The sequence below is a fragment of the Mycobacterium sp. WMMD1722 genome (assembly GCF_049315205.1).
Classification (GTDB): Bacteria; Actinomycetota; Actinomycetes; order Mycobacteriales; family Mycobacteriaceae; genus Mycobacterium.
In genome coordinates this window covers 3598167-3614843 of record NZ_CP186056.1, presented here as the reverse complement: position 1 = coordinate 3614843, position 16677 = coordinate 3598167, and the positions used below count along the sequence as shown (strand labels likewise).

Sequence of the window (16677 nt, the reverse complement as noted above, 5' to 3'; positions counted from 1 at the left end):
TGATGTGGGTCACTTCGCCCACCGCAGGAATTCGCAACCCGGCCGGGGCGACCCGTACGGTCGAGTTCATGGATCTACATGCGCTGGCATTCGAATGGACGGAGACCAATCGACACTGGCTCATCGAGGTTCCGGTGCGAATCGCGGTGTATATCGTCGTGGCGCTGATCGCGCGGTTCATCCTGCACCGGATGATCGACCGAGCCACCGGCCGGCGCCGCAAGGACGACGAGGCGGCCGCGGCCGAGCCGGCGCAGAAGTCGTCGCTGTTGCGCCATGTGCGCGCCCGGATGCCTGCGGCCGGCGAGCAGAAGACCGCCGAACGGCGGCTGCAACGAGCGCAGACCATCGGGTCGGTGCTCAAGTCGACCGTGTCGATCATCCTGTTGATCTGGATCAGCCTGTCCATCCTCAGCGTGCTGGGCGTGAACATCGCACCGTTCATCGCGTCCGCCGGGGTGATCGGCCTGGCCATCGGCTTCGGGGCGCAGAACCTGGTGCGCGACTTCGTCACCGGTGTCTTCATGCTGCTCGAGGACCAGTACGGGGTGGGGGACACCATCGACCTCGGTGAGGCCGTCGGTGAAGTCCAGAGCGTCGGCCTGCGCATCACCACGCTGCGCGATATCGACGGCACCCTCTGGTACGTCCGCAACGGTGAGATCGCCCGCGTGGGCAACATGAGCCAGGGTTACGCCGTCGCCCGTGTGGAGGTGCCGGTCGCACCGACCGCCGATGTCGAACGCGCCGAACAGGTGGCCATCGAGGCGGCCGAGGCCGCGCTGGCCGATCCCGCGCTCTCGGAGAAGGCGCTGGGCGCTCCGAAGATGCTGGGGGTGCAGGAGTGGTCCCCGGACATGCTCAAACTGCGCATGACCGTGAAGACCAGCCCGAACGCGCAGTGGGCCGTGCAGCGGCGGTTGCGTCGAGAGATCCTGCGCGCCTATGACGAGCACGGTATCGAGTTGCCCTTCCCGGCCGGCCGGCTGGCGGCGATGGTCGCGGAGTGAACCCGGTCAGCGGACAGCCCTGACCGCGTCCCGCGGCTCAGACCGGCCGCCGCTCACCCCCGCCCGCCGAGGTGGCGTCCCAGGAACCGCGCGACCGCGCCCCACATCTCGATGACGTTCTCCGGATTGACTGCGCCGTGGCCCTCGTCGGTCTGTAGCAGGTACTCGACCTCGACCCCGCGGGCGCGCAACGCGTTGACGAGGTTGTCGGACTCGGCCTGCACCACGCGAACGTCGTTGGCGCCCTGAATGACCATCAGCGGAGTGCGGATCCGGTCGACCCTGGTGATCGGTGATCGGGCCATCATGTCGGCGAGCTGATCGGGGTCGTCGGGGTCGCCGACGTACGCGTGCCAGTTGTTCGCCAGGTGTGGCCGGGCGATGGCGGGCAGCGTGCGCATGAAGTTGGCCAGATCGGAGATGCCCACGTAGTCGACGGCCGCGGCGAAGACGTCGGGGGTGAAGGTGACGCCGACGAGCGCGGCGTATCCGCCGTAGGACCCGCCGAGGATGGCGACGCGATCGCGATCGACGTAGCCCTGATCGACGGCCCAGTTCACCCCGTCGATCAAATCGTCGTGCATCTTGCCCGCGAATTCACCCACCGCCGCGCGCAGGAACGCTTTGCCGAATCCGAGCGATCCGCGGAAGTTGACCTGCAGCACCGCGTATCCGCGGTTGGCCAGCAGCTGGACGTGCGGGGCCCACTCCCAGCTGTCGCGGTACCACGGGCCGCCGTGCACCACGAGCACCAGCGGCAGATTCGTCGGCTCCACGCCTACCGGGAGCGTCAGATACGACTGCAGTGCCAAGCCGTCACGCGAGGTGATCGTCACCGGCCGCACGGGGGCGAGCTGTTCGGGGTCCAGGTGTGGCAGCGGCCGGAAGAGGAGTCGGCTCCGGCCGGTGCTGTGGTCGTACAGGTACGTCGCCCCCGGGTCGCGGTCGTGGTTGAACGCGACGACCCAGCGGTTGCCGCTCTCGTCGGACGACAGGCGTCCGATGTCGCCGTCGGACAGCTTCTCCAGGTTGGCCAGGACGTCTGCGAAACGGGGCTGCAGCGCGCGGATCTCCTGTCGATCACCGAGGTAGCGGACACCGAGGAGCTCGCCGGTGCGCCGGTCCTGGATCAGCGGCGGGGGCATCGTCGGGCTGACCGACGCCCGCGGATCGAGATCGAACTGCGGGTGGCTGTCCACCACGGTCTCCGCGCCGGTGTCCAGATCGATGCGAACCAGGCGGCTGCGGTCACTGTGGCGATGCGATCCCATCCACACGCCCGTGCCATCGGGCGTGATCACCGTCGGGTGGATGCCGATCGGGAAGTCGGTGCCGTCGAACTCGGCGATGCGTTGCAGCCCAGTGCCGTCCCAGCGTGACAGCTGCAGATCACCGTCATCGGTCATCGAGGTGGCGAAGATGTCGCCGCGGTCGCTGGTGAGCCATCCCATGACATGGCCGGGATTCTCGGCGAGCAGAGTGAGTTCGCCGGTGGCGACGTCGAGCTCGTGGATGTCGAAAAGCGTGGGCTGCCTGTTGTTCACCATCACGGTGGTCCGGCCGCCCCTGATCTCGCGCAGAGGTGCGGCCATCGCCCCGGGAAAGGGGGTCAGGTCCACTGCGGCCGATCCGGGATCGTCGAGGTCGACCCGGTGGATGTGCCAGTTCTCGTCCCCGACGGTGTCCTGCAGGTAGATCATCCACCGCGGATCGTCGGTCCACTCGAAGTGCAGGACGCTGCGGTTCTCGTCGGCGGTCACGCAACGCGCTCGGGGGGATTCGGCGTCGAGGTCCTCCACCCAGACGTTGAGGCGGTTCTTCCACGGTGCGAGAAAAGCGATCCTGGTGCCGTCGGGCGAGATCGTGGCCGCCGCCCGGACGGGCGGATCGAACAGTTCCTCGACGGAGAGCAACGCGGCGGGTGCCATGGGAGATCCTTTCCAAGGTGTTTCGGGACAGCGGGTCCCGCCGCCGAGGCAGTGCTGCCGGCCGGCGGGGTGGTGAATGTGTCTGAAGTCAGTGCGTGACGGGTCCGCCGAGGCGGCCGTTGGTGGCGTCGTGGATGGCGCGGTCGACCAGCGTCAGCGCCTCCTCCTGGGTGACCTTCTCCTTCTCGAGGATGGCGCGACGTCCGACGTCCTCGTCGACGACGCGGAACGCCCCGGTGACGGCGGCCGCGCACAACCGCACGGTGAGATCGTCCTCGGGCAGGCGCAGCCGCCTAGCGACGACAGGGATGAAGCCGCGCTCCATCTCGTCGTGCACCATCAGATAGGCCGTCCGCAGAGCCGGTTCGGTCAGGGACATGGTGCCGATCCGTAGTGCGGCCCGTTCATCGGCGATCTCCCCTTCGGTGAGCGGGTGTCGGGCCATGTCAATCTTCATGTGGTCGGCCAGGGACAGTTCGTCAGGCCACCGGTTGGCCAGCGCGATGAAGCGTTGAACCGATTGCGCGAGAACAGGTTCGACGCAACTCTCCTTGGTGCGGAAATAGCGCCATATCGTCCGGGTTGACAGCCCGGCCGCCGCAGCGATGTCGTCGCCGCTGGTGGCGGAGACGCCGCGCTCCCAGAACAGCTCACAGGCATGCCGGGACACCTGCAGGCGCGCCTGGGCCTGCTTGTCGCCGGGGTCGGGCCGGCTGCTGATTGCTTCACCTCCTGTCACTTAGTGACATCCACCAATGTGTCACTAAGTGACACTGCGGTCAAGTGCTTTCTTCCGCTTGCCGACGCCGCGTACGGGGTACCTACCGCGGTACGACCGCACGGAGGGGGGAGCGCTTGTCTGTGGCCGGGACGTGTCCGAAGCGGATGGAGTTCGGGCCGTGCGGTGGGGTGCGTCCCGACGGGCAGTGCGAGATGCGTTCCGGGCCATGTGCCTTCGACGGCGTGGTGTCCTGGTCGGGTCTGATGCCCCCATCGGCGCCGCCGCCGGAGGTGCCATTGGTACTGACCGATTTCAGTTGCGCCCCGTTCGACGAGGCCGATGTGGCAGCCACCGCGGCGATCGTGGGGGCGTCCTGCGACGCCGTTCTGGTCGGCGAGCACCAGAATCGTCCCGACTTCCCGCCGACGCTGATGGGCGGGCTGCTGCTCGAGGCGGGGGCGACGCCGTGGATCACGCTGTCGTGCCGGGACCGCAACCGGGTGGTATTGGAACAGGAGTTGCGCGGTCTGGGCAGCATCGGCGTGCGGACGGTGTTCTGCGTGACCGGTGACGGCCGGGCCTACGACGTGCGCCCCGACGTCACACAGACATTCGACCTCGACGGCCCGCGGCTGGTGGCACTCGCGGCCTCGGTGGGCATGGTGCCCGCCGTACCCGAGACGCCCACCGCGCCGCCGGTGGCCGGGCGGCCGACGCGGCTCGTCGAGAAGCAGCGCGCCGGCGCCGCGATGGGCGTGCTCAACCATGTGCCGTTCCCGGCCATGGTGGCCGACTTCATGAACAGCGCTCACTCCGCCGGGCTCACCATGCCGGTCATCGCCGCGGCCGCGGTGTTCACCGATGTGGTGTCCGCGGCCGTCCTGCAGGGTCTGCCGGGATTGGAACTCGACCAGCGGGTCGTCGAGGAGGTGCTGGGCGCGGCCGATCCCGTCGCCGCCGGCATCGACGCGGCGGTGGCCGAGGCGCGGGCGTTGCTGGCGATCGACGGTGTGGGAGGGGTGAACCTCTCGGGGTCCGCCTCGGCGTCCGGTACCCGGGTCGGGGCCGAGATCAAAGCGGAGGTCGGACGCCGGATCAAAGAGGAGTTGTCGTCATGAGCGAAGCCATGGACGCCGAGTTCGACACGGTCGCCGAGTGGACGGCGCGGGTCGCGTTGGATCTGGGCGAGGACTACTATCTGCCGGCTGCGTGCCGGGGCAGCGGCAGCCCACCGGGGCTGCAGTGGCTGATCGACCAGATGGGCCTCGGCGCAGAAGTGTCGCTGCTCGACTGCGGTGCCGGGGTGGGCGGTCCGGCTGCCTACGCCGCGCAGGCGGTTTCGGCGCGACCGGTTCTCGCTGAGCCGGAGGCGGGCGCCTGCCGGGCGGCGCGGCAGCTCTTCGGCTTCCCGGTGGTCCAGGCGGTCGGGTCGGCGCTGCCGGTGCCCGACGAGAGTTTCGACGCCGCTTGGGCGCTGGGCGTGCTCTGCACGACCACCGACCAGTTGACGGTTCTCACCGAGATGCGCCGGGCGGTGCGCGCGTCGGGTCCGATCGGGCTGCTCGTGTTCATGGCCCATGACGAGGAGGCCGCCGACCGCCTGGAGACCAATCACTTTCCGACCAGACCCGAGCTGACCGCGCTGGTGGAGCGATCCGGCCTGCGTGTCCGAGCGTGGCGCAGCACCGTCGATCTGCCGGCCATCGCCGAGGACTGGAAGGATCGCACGGCACTGGTCACCGAGGAGCTGAACATCCGCTACGCCCATACCCGGGAATGGCAACTGGCCGAACGTCAGAGCGGTGCGATCTCCGATCTGCTGAGGCAGCAGGCGGTGACCGGGGAGATGCTGGTGCTCACCCGCGCCTGAACGCCGCGGTGATCTCGGCGACGCGCGGGTCGGCGCGCAGCTCTTCGAGCGTCTGCGGCAGGGGCAGCCGCCAGTTCGGGTATTCGTCCACCGTGCCGGGCAGATTCGGCTGACGCGGCTCCGCGACGACGTCGTAGGGCGAGATCAACTTCAGGCGGCTCGGCGTCGCTGCCAGCAGTCGGTGCATCGCGGTGATGACCGCTGACTCGTCGTCGGTGTTTTCGCCCAGCAGACCCTCGGATCGCAGCAGCTCCACCCACTCCGAGCGCTCCTTGTCCGCGTTCTCCTGCTCGGCGCCGACGTCGTCGAGCAATCCGAGGTCGGCGCGGGCGCGCACGTGCTCGCCTCGCAGGAAGCCAGCAGCCGTCGGCAGATCGTGGGTCGAGATGCTGGCCGCCGCTCGGGTCGGCCACTCCGCCGGTGCCAGCAGCGGTTCCCCGGCCGCCGATTCGTCGCGGGTGAACCACGCCACCGCGCATCCGAGCATCTCGTTGTCGGCGAGTGCCTGGGTGACCTCGGGTTCGACGGTGCCCAGATCCTCACCCACCACGATCGCTTGCGCCCGGTGGGCTTCGAGCGCCAGCACCGCCAGCATGGTGTCGGCGTCGTAGTGCACGTACGTGCCGCGATCCGGACCGTCGCCCGGTGGAATCCACCACAGACGCCACAGACCCGCGACGTGATCGATGCGCAACCCGTCGGCATGACTGAGCACCGCACGCAACATGTCCCGCAATGCGGCATATCCGGTCGCCGCCAATCGGTCCGGCCGCCACGGCGGCAGCCCCCAGTCCTGGCCGCGCGGCGTGAAGTTGTCCGGTGGCGCCCCGATGCTGACGCCGCCGGCGAGCACATCGGCCAGCGCCCAGGCGTCGGCGCCGTCGGCGTCGACCCCCACCGCGAGGTCGTGCAGGACGCCCAGCTCCATTCCGGCGTTGCGCGCCGATGCCCGTACGGCGGTCAGCTGCTCGGCGCACCGCTGCTGCACCCAGGCGTGAAAGGCTAACCGGGGAGCCAGCTCTCGGCGCGCGTCGGCGACGGCGGCCCCGGAGACGTCGCGCAGCGGTTCCGGCCACCGGCTCCACCGACCTCCGTGTCGCTCGGCCAGCGCGCAGTAGGCGGCCCAGTCCCGCAGTCCCTCCGATACGCCGTCGTCGCCGAGCGGATCGGGTCGCCCTTCGGCGCGCCACAGCAGTTCCAGCGCATCTCGTTTCGCGGCCCACACCAGATCGTGGTCGATGCGTTCGGTGGTCGCCGAGACCCGCAGGGCGTCCACCTCGGCCCGGAGGCCGGCATCTGCGCGGTAGTAGGCGTCGATGTCCTCGATGCGCAGGGCGAGCGGGTTGGCGAAGCGCCGGCTCGACGGGGTGTACGGCGACGGCTGCACGGGATGCGTCGGTCCGGGTGCGTGCAGCGGATTCAGCAGCACCGCCCCGGCGCCGTGTTCGGTGGCCGTCCAGTCGACGAACTCGCTCAGGTCGCCCAGATCCCCGATGCCCCACGACCGAGCCGACCGCAGTGCGTAGAGCTGAAGCATCCATCCCCAGGTGTCCGGCGCCCGGGGCACGGTGGGCGGGGCGGCCACGAGGGTGCATTCCTGGCCGTCCCGCGTGTGCAGGCGGTACCAGCCGGGCGCCAGGTCACCCGGCGTCTCGTCGTGCAGCTCGATCTGCGTACCGTCCTCGGCAGTCAGCCCGGCGGCGCCGGCAACGGGGTGCGGCCGTCCGTCGAGCCGGACGGCGATGGTGGGTGGTAGCGCACCCGCGCTGTCCAACTCCGCGAGCCGGTCGAGTTCGCGGCCGCGGTCCGCCTCGGTGTCCGCCGCCACGTCGAGCAGGCCGAGCACGCGGATCACCACCTCGGCGTCCACCTCGACGGGTTCGCGGCGCTCGTTGCGGTAGGAGGTGGCCACCCCGTGGGCGGCGGCCAGTCGGCGCAGATCCTCGGGCACGGCTTCGGGGCGAGAGCTCACCGCGCTTCTGTACCCGGGTCACGATCTCTTACACCGCGCCCCCGCGCGACGCCGGTGAGCGTCGCGCCGCCGGCGGCGCCGACGACAGCGGCCAGCACCAGGAAGCCGATCGGCACGGTCGTGGCCGCCGCAACGCCGGCGACCAGCAGCGGACCGGCTGCGTCGCCGCATTCCCGGCCGATCTCGGCGGCGCCCATCGTCTGTCCGAGATTCTCCGGCGGGGTGGAGCCCGCCAGCACGGTGAAGGCCAGCGGTGTGATGATCCCGCAGCCCAGGCCGATCACGACGGCAGAGCACAGCAGCCCGAGCACCCCGGGCAGCAGGGCGGCGGCCAAGCCGGTCGCGGTGACGGCGATTCCGGCGAGCATGCCGGGCACCGCCGCCACCCGGTCGGTGTCCAGCGCGCGTCCCGCCAGCGGCTGGGCGATCGCCGTGGTCAGGGCCAGCGCCGAGACCACGGCCCCGGTGACCACCGGCGACAGCCCCGCCTGGGTGCCGATCAGCGGGAGGAAGCCGACGCCGACCGAGAGGGCGGCCGTCGCGGCGGCCAGGGCGAGCGTGGGGACCACGAACGCGGAGTGGGAGAACCGCCGGACGGTGTCCAGCAGGGTCTGACGGCGCCGGGGGATCGGTGTCACGACGGGGACGGCGATACCGGCCCATCCGGCCACCACGATGGCGAGCCCGGCCATGACCGCGAACAACGCCTGCATGCCGCCGGCGTAGGCGACGATCAGCCCGCCCAGCAACGGTCCCAGGGTGTATCCGATCGACTTCACCGATCCGTAGGACCCGAAGGCCCGGCCGTGGGCGTGGGCCGGGGTCAGCTGCGCCACCAGCGCCGAGGCGGCGGGGGAGAAGGCCGCCGCGCCCACGCCCTGGCCGAAACGGCCCGCCCACAGCCATGCCCCGTGGTCCGCGACGGCGTATCCGGCGGAGGCGGCCGCGAACAGCACCAGTCCGGCGATGAGGACCGGTGGCGCGCCGATGCGGTCGGCCAGCGACCCGAACAGCGGCTTGAGCACCACCTCGGCGCCGTCGTAGATGGCCAGCAGGGCGCCGAGCGTCAACAGTGACGACGCGGTGCCCGTCGTGGTGGTGCCGAGCGTCCCGGCGACCGCATGCGCGCCGAAGGCCGTGGTGAAACCCGCCGCCAGGAGAGGGGCCCGATCGCGCATGGCTCAATCTATGACGGCGGCTCGGCTGTGGCGTTGCTCACGTACCAGGCGCTGAAAGCGCAGGCCGGTGTGAGACCGGGGTGGTGCGCCCTCGACGCCGCTTGTACCGTCGGGCGTTACTTACCCGAAAGTCACTGAGATTCAAAGGAAATCGCCTGTAACGAATGCCGTCCGAGAAACGATACGCGCTGCGCCGCCGCGCCGCCCTCCGGGTTCCTCTGCTGCTCGCGGGAGCCGCAGCGATCGCTGCGCCACCGCGCGCCGCCGCGCAGTCGGGCCGCTGGTCGGCGGACCGCGCCCACGACTGGTACGGCAGGCAGGGCTGGCAGGTGGGTGCCAATTTCATCACCTCGAACGCCGTCAACCAGCTCGAGATGTTCGAGCGCGAGAGCTACGATCCGCGGCGGATCGATCGTGAGCTGAGGATGGCGCGCGACATCGGTCTCAACACGGTGCGGGTCTTTCTCCACGACCAACTGTGGGCGCAGGACAGCCTGGGGTTCAGCAGCAGGCTCTCGCATTTCGTGGCGACCGCCGCCTACCACGGCATCAAGCCGCTGTTCGTTCTGTTCGACTCGTGTTGGGATCCGGTACCCAGGCCGGGGCGCCAGCGGCCGCCGGTACCCGGGGTGCACAATTCGCGTTGGGTGCAGAGCCCGGGCACCGAGAATCTGCAGGACTCCCGCTATCACCGCATCATGTACGACTACGTCACCGGCGTGGTCGGGCGGTTCCGCGACGACGAGCGCATCCTGGGGTGGGACGTCTGGAACGAACCGGACAATCCGGTTCCCGAGTACCGGCGTCTGCAGCGCAGGAACAAGCAGCAACTCGTCACGGCCGTGCTTCCCCACGTGTTCGAGTGGGTGCGGTCGGTGAATCCCGTGCAGCCGTTGACCAGTGGCGTGTGGCAGGGCTCCTGGGCAGACCCGGCGCGCCGCAGCGCCATCGCCGACATCCAGCTGACGCAGTCCGATGTGATCAGCTTCCACAACTACGGTGATGCCGGCGAATTCGAGCGTCGCATCGACGAATTGGCGCCGCTCGACCGGCCGATGCTGTGCACGGAGTACATGGCCAGGACGAGGGGAAGTACCGTCGAAGCGGTGCTGCCGGTCGCGCACCGACGGGGCGTCGGCGCCTACACCTGGGGGCTCGTCGCGGGACGGACGCAGACGTACTTCCCGTGGGACTCCTGGGACCGGCCGTACGACCGCCCGCCGCAGGTGTGGTTCCACGATCTGCTGCACGGCGACGGACGGCCGTACCGCGACAGCGAGGTCGCCACCATCCGTCATCTCGCCGGCACGGCCCGGCCCAACTGAGGCGTCAGGGCATCGCGTAGCGGCTGACCTTCTCAGGGTGGATCACCAGCCGCGCCCAGTCCTCGGCCAGGATCCCGGCGAGGTCGTCGGCGCGGCGCGGATCGTCGAGCTCCCAGTACCGTGCGGCCAGACGCGCCGCCAACTCGCCGGCACCATCGGGTTCCACGGTGGTGCGGCCGGTGACCGACACCCACCGTTCACGTTCGCCGACCGGCGCGGCCACGACGATGGACGCGCGCGGCTCGGCGCGCAAATGCCGGATCTTGGCGGTGTGGGGGCCGGTGAACAGCTCGACCGTGCGCGCCTCGGTCACCTCGAACCACACCGGACGCGGCTGCGGCGGGATCGGGCCCGCGGCGACGGTCAGGAACCCGTACAGCGGCCGCTGGAGCAGGGTCAGGTCGTCATCGGTGATCACGTCGGTGGTCACCGCGACCACGCCCCGGCCGCGGCGACCCCCGCGACGTAGTCCTCGAACGTCCGGGGCGCCCGGCCCAGGACGGCGGCCACCCCGTCGGTGGTGTCGGCGAGCAGTCCGCGCTCCATCATCACGAACATCTCGGCGATGTGGTGGGCGTCGTCCCGGCTCAACCCCTGTTCGATGAGCACCGCCCGGTATTCATCCGGCGAAATGCGTCGGTAGGTGATAGGTCTCCCGGCGGCGCGGGAGATCAACGCCACGGCTTCGTCGAAGGTGATCGATCGCGAGCCGGTCAACTCATAGACCCGACCGGCGTGGGGGCCGGGATCGGTGAGCACCCTGGCCGCGACGGCAGCGACGTCCTCGAGGTCGATGAAGGGTTCCGGGACGTCCCCGGCGGGTAGTGCCAGTTCGCCCTCCAGGATCGGGGCATACCAGAGCTCCTCGTCGAAGTTCTGGGCGAAGTTGTTGGGCCGCAACACCGTCCAGGCCAGCGCCGAGTTACGCACCGCGTCCTCGGCATCCCGCATGTCACGGCCGAAGTCGGAATCGCCCCAGGTGTCGGCGCCGCGACCGGACAGCAGGACCAGATGCCGGACCCCGGCCGCCTCAGCGCGGGTGACGAAGTCGTGAACCGGCCCGGGGACACCGGGTGCCACGACGTAGGCGGTCGAGATGCCCTGGAGGGCGGTGTCCCAGCCGGTGGGATCCGACCAGTCGAAGGAGGTGGCGCTCGATCGGGACGCCGGCCGCACGGGTGTGCCCTGCATCCGCAATCGGGCGACGATCCGGCGGCCGGTCTTACCGGTGGCGCCCAGGACGAGTGTCGTGTCGTTGCGCATGCCTTCATTGAACGGATGCGCCTCGGACAGTTCCATGGGTGAAAGGCCGAGAAACCTGTCCAATCGTCTAACGTCGAGGTGTGGATGTCTTCGGCGACCTGTTTCGCGACGTACGCGCGCACGGTTCCCTGTTCGGCAGTTCGACGCTGTCCCCGCCCTGGGCGCTGCACTTCGTCGACGGCGCGCCGTTGACGTTGTGCACCGTGCTCGGCGGTGCGGGGTGGATCGTTCCGGAAGGCGGCACGCCCGAACCGCTGGGCTCCTACGAGACGGTCGTGGTGCGGGGACCCGCGACGTTCACCTTCGTCGACGAGATCGGCACCTCGGCGCCGCCGGTGGCGTGCGGTGAATTCTGCGCGACGCCCGAGCTGGGCGGTACGCGACACCGCGTCGGTTGGCATGACGGTGGCGAAACAGCCGGTCGCGAAACAGACGGTGCCGCAACGACGCTGATCGTCGGCGCCTATCCGGTGCGTGGCGAGATCAGTCATCGGCTGCTCGACGCGCTACCCGTGGTGCTCCGCGTCGAATCCGGCGGCACCGGCGACGCAGTGCTGGACCACCTTGCCGCCGAGGTCGCGCTCGACATCCCCGGCCAGCAGGTCGTGCTGGACCGGCTGCTGGACTGGCTGCTGGTATGCACACTGCGGGAGTGGTTCGACCGGCCCGGCGGTGAGCCGCCCGCCTGGTGGAGCGCCCAGCGCGATCCGGTGGCCGGCGATGCCTTGCGGGTGCTGCACGCCGAACCGGCGGCACCGTGGACGGTGGCCTCGCTGGCCGACCGGATCGGGGTGTCCCGCTCGACCCTGGCCAAGCGATTCGCCGATCTGGTCGGCGAGCCCCCGCTGACCTATCTCACCCGCTGGCGGATGACCCTGGCCGCGGACCTCCTGGTGGAGCGGCAGACGGCGACGATCGCCGAGATCGCCCGTGCGGTCGGCTATTCCGACCCCTTCGGCTTCAGCGCGGCGTTCAAGCGGGTCCGCGGCGTCAATCCCACCGAGCATCGGCGCACCGTCTCCCTAGCCGGCTAGTGGTCGCGAGCGTGCGCATAGTGCTCGCTTCGGAGCGGCGTGTCGCGTGCAGACGCGCGCGCTCGCGGTGGCGGTCAGCCGGACAGCCCCAGCAGCGGCGGCACCAGATAGCGGCGGGCGAACGCCCGCGCCGCCTCGTCGTCACCGAGCGCCACGTTCTGTGACGGCGTGAGCACGAACGACACGATGATGCGCACGGTCACCTCGGCGACCTCGAGCAATTCGAGCTGGGTGCGGGTGTCGCCGGGCAGCGCCACGGCGAGTTGGTGGGCGAGAAATGATGACGCCGTACGGATCACGCCGTCTCCCTCGACGGTGAGGAACGGCAGCATCGTTTCCGGTTCGGTCGCGAGCAGCCGTTGCAACAGCGGGTGCGCGCGCAGGGTGGTCAGCGTGAAGACGAAGCCTTCGACCAGCTTGTCCTCGGCTCCGCGGTAGCGCCCGGCTTCGGCGGCGAGATCGGACAGGAACCGCTCGAGCTCCCGCAGCAGTACCGCCTCGACGATCGCGTCCTTGTTGGCGAACGTGCGATACAGGGTGACCCGCGCCAGACCCGACCGCCGCGTGATGTCCTCCACGGTGGACCGGCGGATCCCGAACAGCTCGAACTGCTTCAGCGCAGCATCGAGTATCCGCTCAGCGTTCCCCTCGGGGGTCGGCGACCCAGAGCGCTGCACGGCCTTGGCGAGGAGACCGCTGTATTTCATCGAGCGCAGTCTATGGTCCAGGGTGCTATTGATACAGACGAACTGAAAATGTATCTTCGGTTTCGGTGTCCGTCAGGGCGCACCCGCCAGTCAGCAGGAGGTCTCGATGACCATGACCACGCGCGACGACTTCTCCGAGCGGCTGCTTCGCGGCTCGGCCAAGAAGTCCTACGCCCCCGTCGTAGACATCGACTGGGAGGCGCCGGTCGATCCCGACCGGTTCTTCCTCCCGCCGCGGGTGGTGACGCTCTACGGCACCCCGATGTGGGATCAGATGACCCGCCGCGAACAGATCGAACTGTCGCGCCAGGAGTTCATCAACCTGCTCTCGGCGGGGATCTGGTTCGAGAACATCCTCAACCAGGCGCTGTTGCGCGGACTCATGCACGCCGACGTGACGTCGCCGGCCACCCACTATTCGCTCACCGAACTCGGGGACGAAACCCGGCACATGGTGATGTTCGGACGCGCGATCAGCTACGTGGACGGAAAACCGTTTCAGCCCAAGCGATTGCAGCGCGCGATCATCAACGCGCTGCCGCTGGTGTTCCAGAACTCGGTGCTGTGGGTTGTCGCACTGGTCGGCGAAGAGATCTTCGATGCGCTGCAGCGCCAGATCCTCGACGACCCTGAGCTGCAGCCGATCGTGCGACGGGTGATGCGCATCCACGTCACCGAGGAGGCGCGGCACATCCAGTTCGCCCGCGACGGCGCTCGGCGTGCGGTCCCGCAGATGCGGCCGCTCAACCGCTATCTGCTCGCCACGGTGCACGGCGCCGGCGGCCCGTTCTACCGCTTCCTGTTCACCAACCGTGCCACCTATCGCCGCGCGGGCCTGGACGGGCGGGAGGCCCGGCGCCAGGCCCGGGCCAACCCGCACTTCCATGCGGCGCAGGTGCAGGGGTTCGCGCCGTTGGCCGCGTTCCTGGAAGAGGTCGGCCTGATGAGCCGGCTCGGTCGGTGGATGTGGCGCCGGAGCAACTTCCTGTGACCGAGGATGGCGTGTTCGACGGGGACGCCCAACTCGACGTGGCGGGAACGCGCTGTGGGGTCCGTGTCCGGCTGGCCGGCCACCTCAGCCCGATCGACGGTCGGTACCACTGGCAGGGCCTGGTCTACGGGGCACCCGACGATCTCGCGGCCGGTGCACCGGCTCAGCTGTGGATCGGGGATCGCGGCGCCGAGGCGCGTCTGGTCGAGCGGGTCCCGTCGGGTCAGCTGATGATCAGCGGAGTCGGAGTACCGCCCTACGATCTGGCCTGCAGCTGAACCGCCAGCTGGTCGAAGGTGTCGATCCAGCCCTGCTGGAAATTGCCGAATTCCGTTGTCGGCAGGAGTGAATGCTCGATCGACATCAGTGTGTCGTCGTCACCTGCGGGGGTGAACGTCACCGCCACGACGCTGACCACCGTCGGGTCGGGCCAATTCGAGTTGCTCCAGGTGAAACGCAGCAGGCGCGGACGGTCGATCTCGAGGAATCGCCCGGTGATGAGTACCGCGACTCCGTCGGCGTCGACGTCGAAGCGCACCGTGCCGCCGACACGGGGTTCGACGGTCAGTCCGACGACGCGACTCGGGCGCGGGCACATCCATTCGGTCAGTGACTCGGGGTCGAGCCATTCGTCGAACACCACCTCCGGTGGCGCGGGCATGACGCGCTGGACGCGGACCGTCGCCGTCTCGCTCATCGGGGATTCCGGGTGCGGCGCAGCCGAGCTTCGAGCGCGTCGGCACGCGCCGACCAGAATTCGGACTGTTCGTTCATCCACTGTTGCGCCGCGCTCAGGCCTTCGGCGCGCAGGGACAGCCAGTGTTCACGGCCGCGAACCTCGCGCTGCACCAGTCCCGCCGATTCGAGGACGGCGACGTGACGTGACGCCCCGGCGAAGCTCATGGGCAGCGGCGCCGCGAGATCGGTGATCCGGGCGTCGCCCGCACGTAGCGTTTCCAGCATCCGGCGCCTCGTCGGGTCGGCCAGCGCGGCGTACGCCCGGTCGAGCACCTGATCTTCAACCATCTTGTTGACTATAGCGTCCCGCCGTGCTCTGCTGAATCGTGAAGTTCAACTGAGCTGTTGAACGAAAGGGGAGTCAGGATGCAGACACCGCCCGTCGTCTCGGCGTCCGAATGGGAGGCCGCGCGCAGCCAGATGCTGGTCAAGGAGAAGGAGTTGACCCGCGCGCGTGACGAATTGGCCGCCATGCGACGTCGAATGCCCTGGCTCGCGGTCGACAAGGCGTACGCCTTCGACGGGCCGGACGGCCGGGTGGATCTGCTCGACCTCTTCGCCGGTCGCCGCCAACTCATCGTCTATCGCGCCTTCGTCGACCCGGGCGTGCACGGGTGGCCCGACCACGGCTGCGTCGGCTGCTCGCTGATGGCCGACCACATCGGCAACCTCGCACACCTCAACGCCCGTGACACCACGCTGGTGTACGCCTCGCGCGCACCGCAATCCGACCTCGCGCGGATCACGGCGAGGATGGGCTGGAACATCCCGTGGTACACCATCGTCGACGACTTCGACACCGACTTCGGCGTCGCGCAGTGGCACGGCACCAACGCATTCATCCGGGTGCCCGGCCCGGACGGCGACCGCGTCTACCGCACCTACTTCATCGACGCCCGCGGCGACGAGACCTTCGTCAACACGTGGGCGTTCCTCGACATGACGGCGCTGGGCCGGCAGGAGACGTGGGAAGATTCGCCGCCGGGATACCCGCAGACGCCGCCGTACGAATGGTGGTCGTGGCACGACGAATACGGTGTGCGCGAGCCGTCCCGATGGTTCGGGGACCCGGATCCGGACGACCCGCACGACCCCCGGCCGCCCCGCGCCGGCTGACCTCTGGTCAGGCGGTCATCAGGTAGTTCGCGCTGCCCACGTAGACCACGCCGGAGGGATTCGTGGTGTTGACCGACCGGACGATCGCGGCGGCCATGTCGTCGACCGCGGGCAGCGGCCCGCCCAGGTTGGCCGATACCACGGTGAACTGGATTGCGGCGCGGGCGAAGTCCAGCCGCATCGCCGACAGGGCGGTCTCACCGGCCCGGATGCCCGCGGCGACGGCGGCGTACCCCTTGGGCACCGCCTTGTTGGGGAAGAAGTGCGCCTGGTGGCTGGTGGCGAACACGATGCGGCCACCGGCGGGCATCAATGGCATGGCCAGCCGGGCGAGGCGCCGGTGCGCCTCACGGTCGCCGCCGACGGCGTAGCTGACGTTCGCACCCGCACCGAGGCCACCGGAGGCGTCGAGGATCATCGCGTCCAGCCGGCCGAAACGGGCCTCGATCGAGTCCATCATCGCCGCCGTGGCGGCGGCATCGGAGATGTCCGCAGCCAGCGTGGAGGCGTTGCCACCGGCCTCGCGGATGGCCGCCGCGACCGCCTCGGCGGCGGCGACGTTGCGCCGGTAGTGCACGAGGACATGGGTGTCTGCGTCGGCCAGTCGGCGGGCGACCTTGGCGGCCACGCCCCTGGACGCGCCGGTCACCAGAACGATCCGCGCGGGGTCCTGTCGCATCTCGAGTTCCTTCCGTCGCTGGCTGTGAACCCCACCGTACAACAAAAAATAAGGAAAATAAGGACTACGTAAGGTCACAATAAGGTGGCGTCTTCGTCAGGACTCCGAGCCGACGCCGCCATCCACCACAAACTGACGGGCCAAA

General features: G+C 69.5%; 18 protein-coding genes. 8 read left to right on the top strand and 10 right to left on the bottom strand.

Going from position 1 to position 16677, the window contains the following annotated elements:
• Positions 1 to 68 precede the first annotated feature (68 nt).
• Positions 69 to 1010 carry a mechanosensitive ion channel family protein gene (locus ACN27E_RS17295; protein ID WP_422749944.1) on the top strand — a complete coding sequence of 314 codons (942 nt, stop codon included), beginning with the start codon at positions 69 to 71 and terminating at the stop codon, positions 1008 to 1010.
• A gap of 53 nt (positions 1011 to 1063) precedes the next feature.
• Here ACN27E_RS17295 and ACN27E_RS17290 read toward each other — a convergent pair whose 3' ends face one another.
• Positions 1064 to 2938, bottom strand: a complete 1875-nt coding sequence (locus ACN27E_RS17290) for an alpha/beta fold hydrolase (RefSeq protein ID WP_422743291.1) — start codon at positions 2936 to 2938, stop codon at positions 1064 to 1066.
• An 88-nt stretch (positions 2939 to 3026) separates the two neighbouring features.
• On the bottom strand, positions 3027 to 3608 hold the full coding sequence (locus ACN27E_RS17285) for a TetR/AcrR family transcriptional regulator (protein WP_422749942.1): 582 nt from the start codon (positions 3606 to 3608) through the stop codon (positions 3027 to 3029).
• Between the two features lie 215 nt (positions 3609 to 3823).
• On the opposite strand from ACN27E_RS17285, the gene ACN27E_RS17280 reads away from it, so the two are divergent.
• On the top strand, positions 3824 to 4777 hold the full coding sequence (locus tag ACN27E_RS17280; RefSeq protein WP_422743289.1) for a methylenetetrahydrofolate reductase: 954 nt from the start codon (positions 3824 to 3826) through the stop codon (positions 4775 to 4777).
• A complete protein-coding gene (locus ACN27E_RS17275) occupies positions 4774 to 5529 on the top strand; it encodes a class I SAM-dependent methyltransferase (protein WP_422743287.1) in 756 nt (251 codons plus the stop codon). The genes ACN27E_RS17280 and ACN27E_RS17275 overlap by 4 nt, the downstream gene beginning before the upstream one ends.
• Here ACN27E_RS17275 and malQ read toward each other — a convergent pair.
• Both malQ and ACN27E_RS17265 read right to left on the bottom strand, forming a co-directional pair.
• Positions 5516 to 7501: a 4-alpha-glucanotransferase gene (malQ, locus tag ACN27E_RS17270; RefSeq protein WP_422743286.1), complete on the bottom strand. Its 1986-nt coding sequence runs from the start codon at positions 7499 to 7501 to the stop codon at positions 5516 to 5518. The genes ACN27E_RS17275 and malQ overlap by 14 nt on opposite strands.
• On the bottom strand, positions 7498 to 8679 hold the full coding sequence (locus tag ACN27E_RS17265) for an MFS transporter (protein ID WP_422743284.1): 1182 nt from the start codon (positions 8677 to 8679) through the stop codon (positions 7498 to 7500). The genes malQ and ACN27E_RS17265 overlap by 4 nt, the downstream gene beginning before the upstream one ends.
• Positions 8680 to 8867: 188 nt before the next feature.
• Between ACN27E_RS17265 and ACN27E_RS17260 the strand changes: the two genes are divergently transcribed.
• Positions 8868 to 10004, top strand: a complete 1137-nt coding sequence (locus ACN27E_RS17260; protein WP_422749941.1) for a 1,4-beta-xylanase — start codon at positions 8868 to 8870, stop codon at positions 10002 to 10004.
• A 4-nt stretch (positions 10005 to 10008) separates the two neighbouring features.
• On the opposite strand, the gene ACN27E_RS17255 is transcribed toward ACN27E_RS17260, so the two are convergent.
• Both ACN27E_RS17255 and ACN27E_RS17250 read right to left on the bottom strand, forming a co-directional pair.
• Positions 10009 to 10434 (bottom strand): pyridoxamine 5'-phosphate oxidase family protein, encoded by a 426-nt coding sequence (locus ACN27E_RS17255; protein ID WP_422743282.1) that lies wholly within the window; start codon positions 10432 to 10434, stop codon positions 10009 to 10011.
• Complete coding sequence (locus ACN27E_RS17250) at positions 10431 to 11267, bottom strand: NAD(P)H-binding protein (RefSeq protein WP_422743280.1); 837 nt, start codon at positions 11265 to 11267, stop codon at positions 10431 to 10433. The genes ACN27E_RS17255 and ACN27E_RS17250 overlap by 4 nt, the downstream gene beginning before the upstream one ends.
• Before the next feature lie 80 nt (positions 11268 to 11347).
• Between ACN27E_RS17250 and ACN27E_RS17245 the strand changes: the two genes are divergently transcribed.
• Positions 11348 to 12301 carry an AraC family transcriptional regulator gene (locus ACN27E_RS17245; RefSeq protein ID WP_422743278.1) on the top strand — a complete coding sequence of 318 codons (954 nt, stop codon included), beginning with the start codon at positions 11348 to 11350 and terminating at the stop codon, positions 12299 to 12301.
• 74 nt (positions 12302 to 12375) lie between these two features.
• Here ACN27E_RS17245 and ACN27E_RS17240 read toward each other — a convergent pair whose 3' ends face one another.
• Positions 12376 to 13008, bottom strand: a complete 633-nt coding sequence (locus tag ACN27E_RS17240; protein WP_422743276.1) for a TetR family transcriptional regulator — start codon at positions 13006 to 13008, stop codon at positions 12376 to 12378.
• Positions 13009 to 13114: 106 nt separating this feature from the next.
• Between ACN27E_RS17240 and ACN27E_RS17235 the strand changes: the two genes are divergently transcribed.
• Together ACN27E_RS17235 and ACN27E_RS17230 are read left to right on the top strand one after the other, a co-directional pair.
• On the top strand, positions 13115 to 13999 hold the full coding sequence (locus tag ACN27E_RS17235) for an AurF N-oxygenase family protein (RefSeq protein WP_422743275.1): 885 nt from the start codon (positions 13115 to 13117) through the stop codon (positions 13997 to 13999).
• The gene (locus ACN27E_RS17230) at positions 13996 to 14277 is read left to right on the top strand and encodes a DUF4873 domain-containing protein (protein WP_422743274.1); all 282 of its coding nucleotides are present in this window, start codon (positions 13996 to 13998) and stop codon (positions 14275 to 14277) included. Before ACN27E_RS17235 ends, ACN27E_RS17230 begins: the two co-directional genes overlap by 4 nt.
• Here ACN27E_RS17230 and ACN27E_RS17225 read toward each other — a convergent pair.
• Positions 14256 to 14696 (bottom strand): SRPBCC family protein, encoded by a 441-nt coding sequence (locus ACN27E_RS17225; RefSeq protein ID WP_422743272.1) that lies wholly within the window; start codon positions 14694 to 14696, stop codon positions 14256 to 14258. The two genes, ACN27E_RS17230 and ACN27E_RS17225, sit on opposite strands and share 22 nt — an antisense overlap.
• Complete coding sequence (locus tag ACN27E_RS17220) at positions 14693 to 15025, bottom strand: ArsR/SmtB family transcription factor (RefSeq protein ID WP_422743270.1); 333 nt, start codon at positions 15023 to 15025, stop codon at positions 14693 to 14695. Before ACN27E_RS17220 ends, ACN27E_RS17225 begins: the two co-directional genes overlap by 4 nt.
• Positions 15026 to 15103: 78 nt before the next feature.
• Here ACN27E_RS17220 and ACN27E_RS17215 point away from each other — a divergent pair, with 78 nt between their 5' ends.
• Entirely contained in the window at positions 15104 to 15853 is a 750-nt protein-coding gene (locus tag ACN27E_RS17215) for a DUF899 domain-containing protein (protein ID WP_422743268.1), read from the top strand.
• A gap of 7 nt (positions 15854 to 15860) precedes the next feature.
• Here the strand turns inward: ACN27E_RS17215 and ACN27E_RS17210 are convergent, their stop codons facing one another.
• Positions 15861 to 16532 carry an SDR family oxidoreductase gene (locus ACN27E_RS17210; protein ID WP_422743266.1) on the bottom strand — a complete coding sequence of 224 codons (672 nt, stop codon included), beginning with the start codon at positions 16530 to 16532 and terminating at the stop codon, positions 15861 to 15863.
• Positions 16533 to 16677 lie beyond the last annotated feature (145 nt).

What these genes read in the sequence shown, in the direction of transcription:
- ACN27E_RS17295 (WP_422749944.1), top strand. Translation starts at nt 69, where the DNA reads ATGGATCTACATGCGCTGGCATTCGAATGGACGGAGACCAATCGACAC.
- ACN27E_RS17290 (WP_422743291.1), bottom strand. Translation starts at nt 2,938, where the DNA reads ATGGCACCCGCCGCGTTGCTCTCCGTCGAGGAACTGTTCGATCCGCCC.
- ACN27E_RS17280 (WP_422743289.1), top strand. Translation starts at nt 3,824, where the DNA reads ATGGAGTTCGGGCCGTGCGGTGGGGTGCGTCCCGACGGGCAGTGCGAG.
- ACN27E_RS17275 (WP_422743287.1), top strand. Translation starts at nt 4,774, where the DNA reads ATGAGCGAAGCCATGGACGCCGAGTTCGACACGGTCGCCGAGTGGACG.
- ACN27E_RS17265 (WP_422743284.1), bottom strand. Translation starts at nt 8,679, where the DNA reads ATGCGCGATCGGGCCCCTCTCCTGGCGGCGGGTTTCACCACGGCCTTC.
- ACN27E_RS17250 (WP_422743280.1), bottom strand. Translation starts at nt 11,267, where the DNA reads ATGCGCAACGACACGACACTCGTCCTGGGCGCCACCGGTAAGACCGGC.
- ACN27E_RS17240 (WP_422743276.1), bottom strand. Translation starts at nt 13,008, where the DNA reads ATGAAATACAGCGGTCTCCTCGCCAAGGCCGTGCAGCGCTCTGGGTCG.
- ACN27E_RS17235 (WP_422743275.1), top strand. Translation starts at nt 13,115, where the DNA reads ATGACCATGACCACGCGCGACGACTTCTCCGAGCGGCTGCTTCGCGGC.
- ACN27E_RS17225 (WP_422743272.1), bottom strand. Translation starts at nt 14,696, where the DNA reads ATGAGCGAGACGGCGACGGTCCGCGTCCAGCGCGTCATGCCCGCGCCA.
- ACN27E_RS17220 (WP_422743270.1), bottom strand. Translation starts at nt 15,025, where the DNA reads ATGGTTGAAGATCAGGTGCTCGACCGGGCGTACGCCGCGCTGGCCGAC.
- ACN27E_RS17215 (WP_422743268.1), top strand. Translation starts at nt 15,104, where the DNA reads ATGCAGACACCGCCCGTCGTCTCGGCGTCCGAATGGGAGGCCGCGCGC.
- ACN27E_RS17210 (WP_422743266.1), bottom strand. Translation starts at nt 16,532, where the DNA reads ATGCGACAGGACCCCGCGCGGATCGTTCTGGTGACCGGCGCGTCCAGG.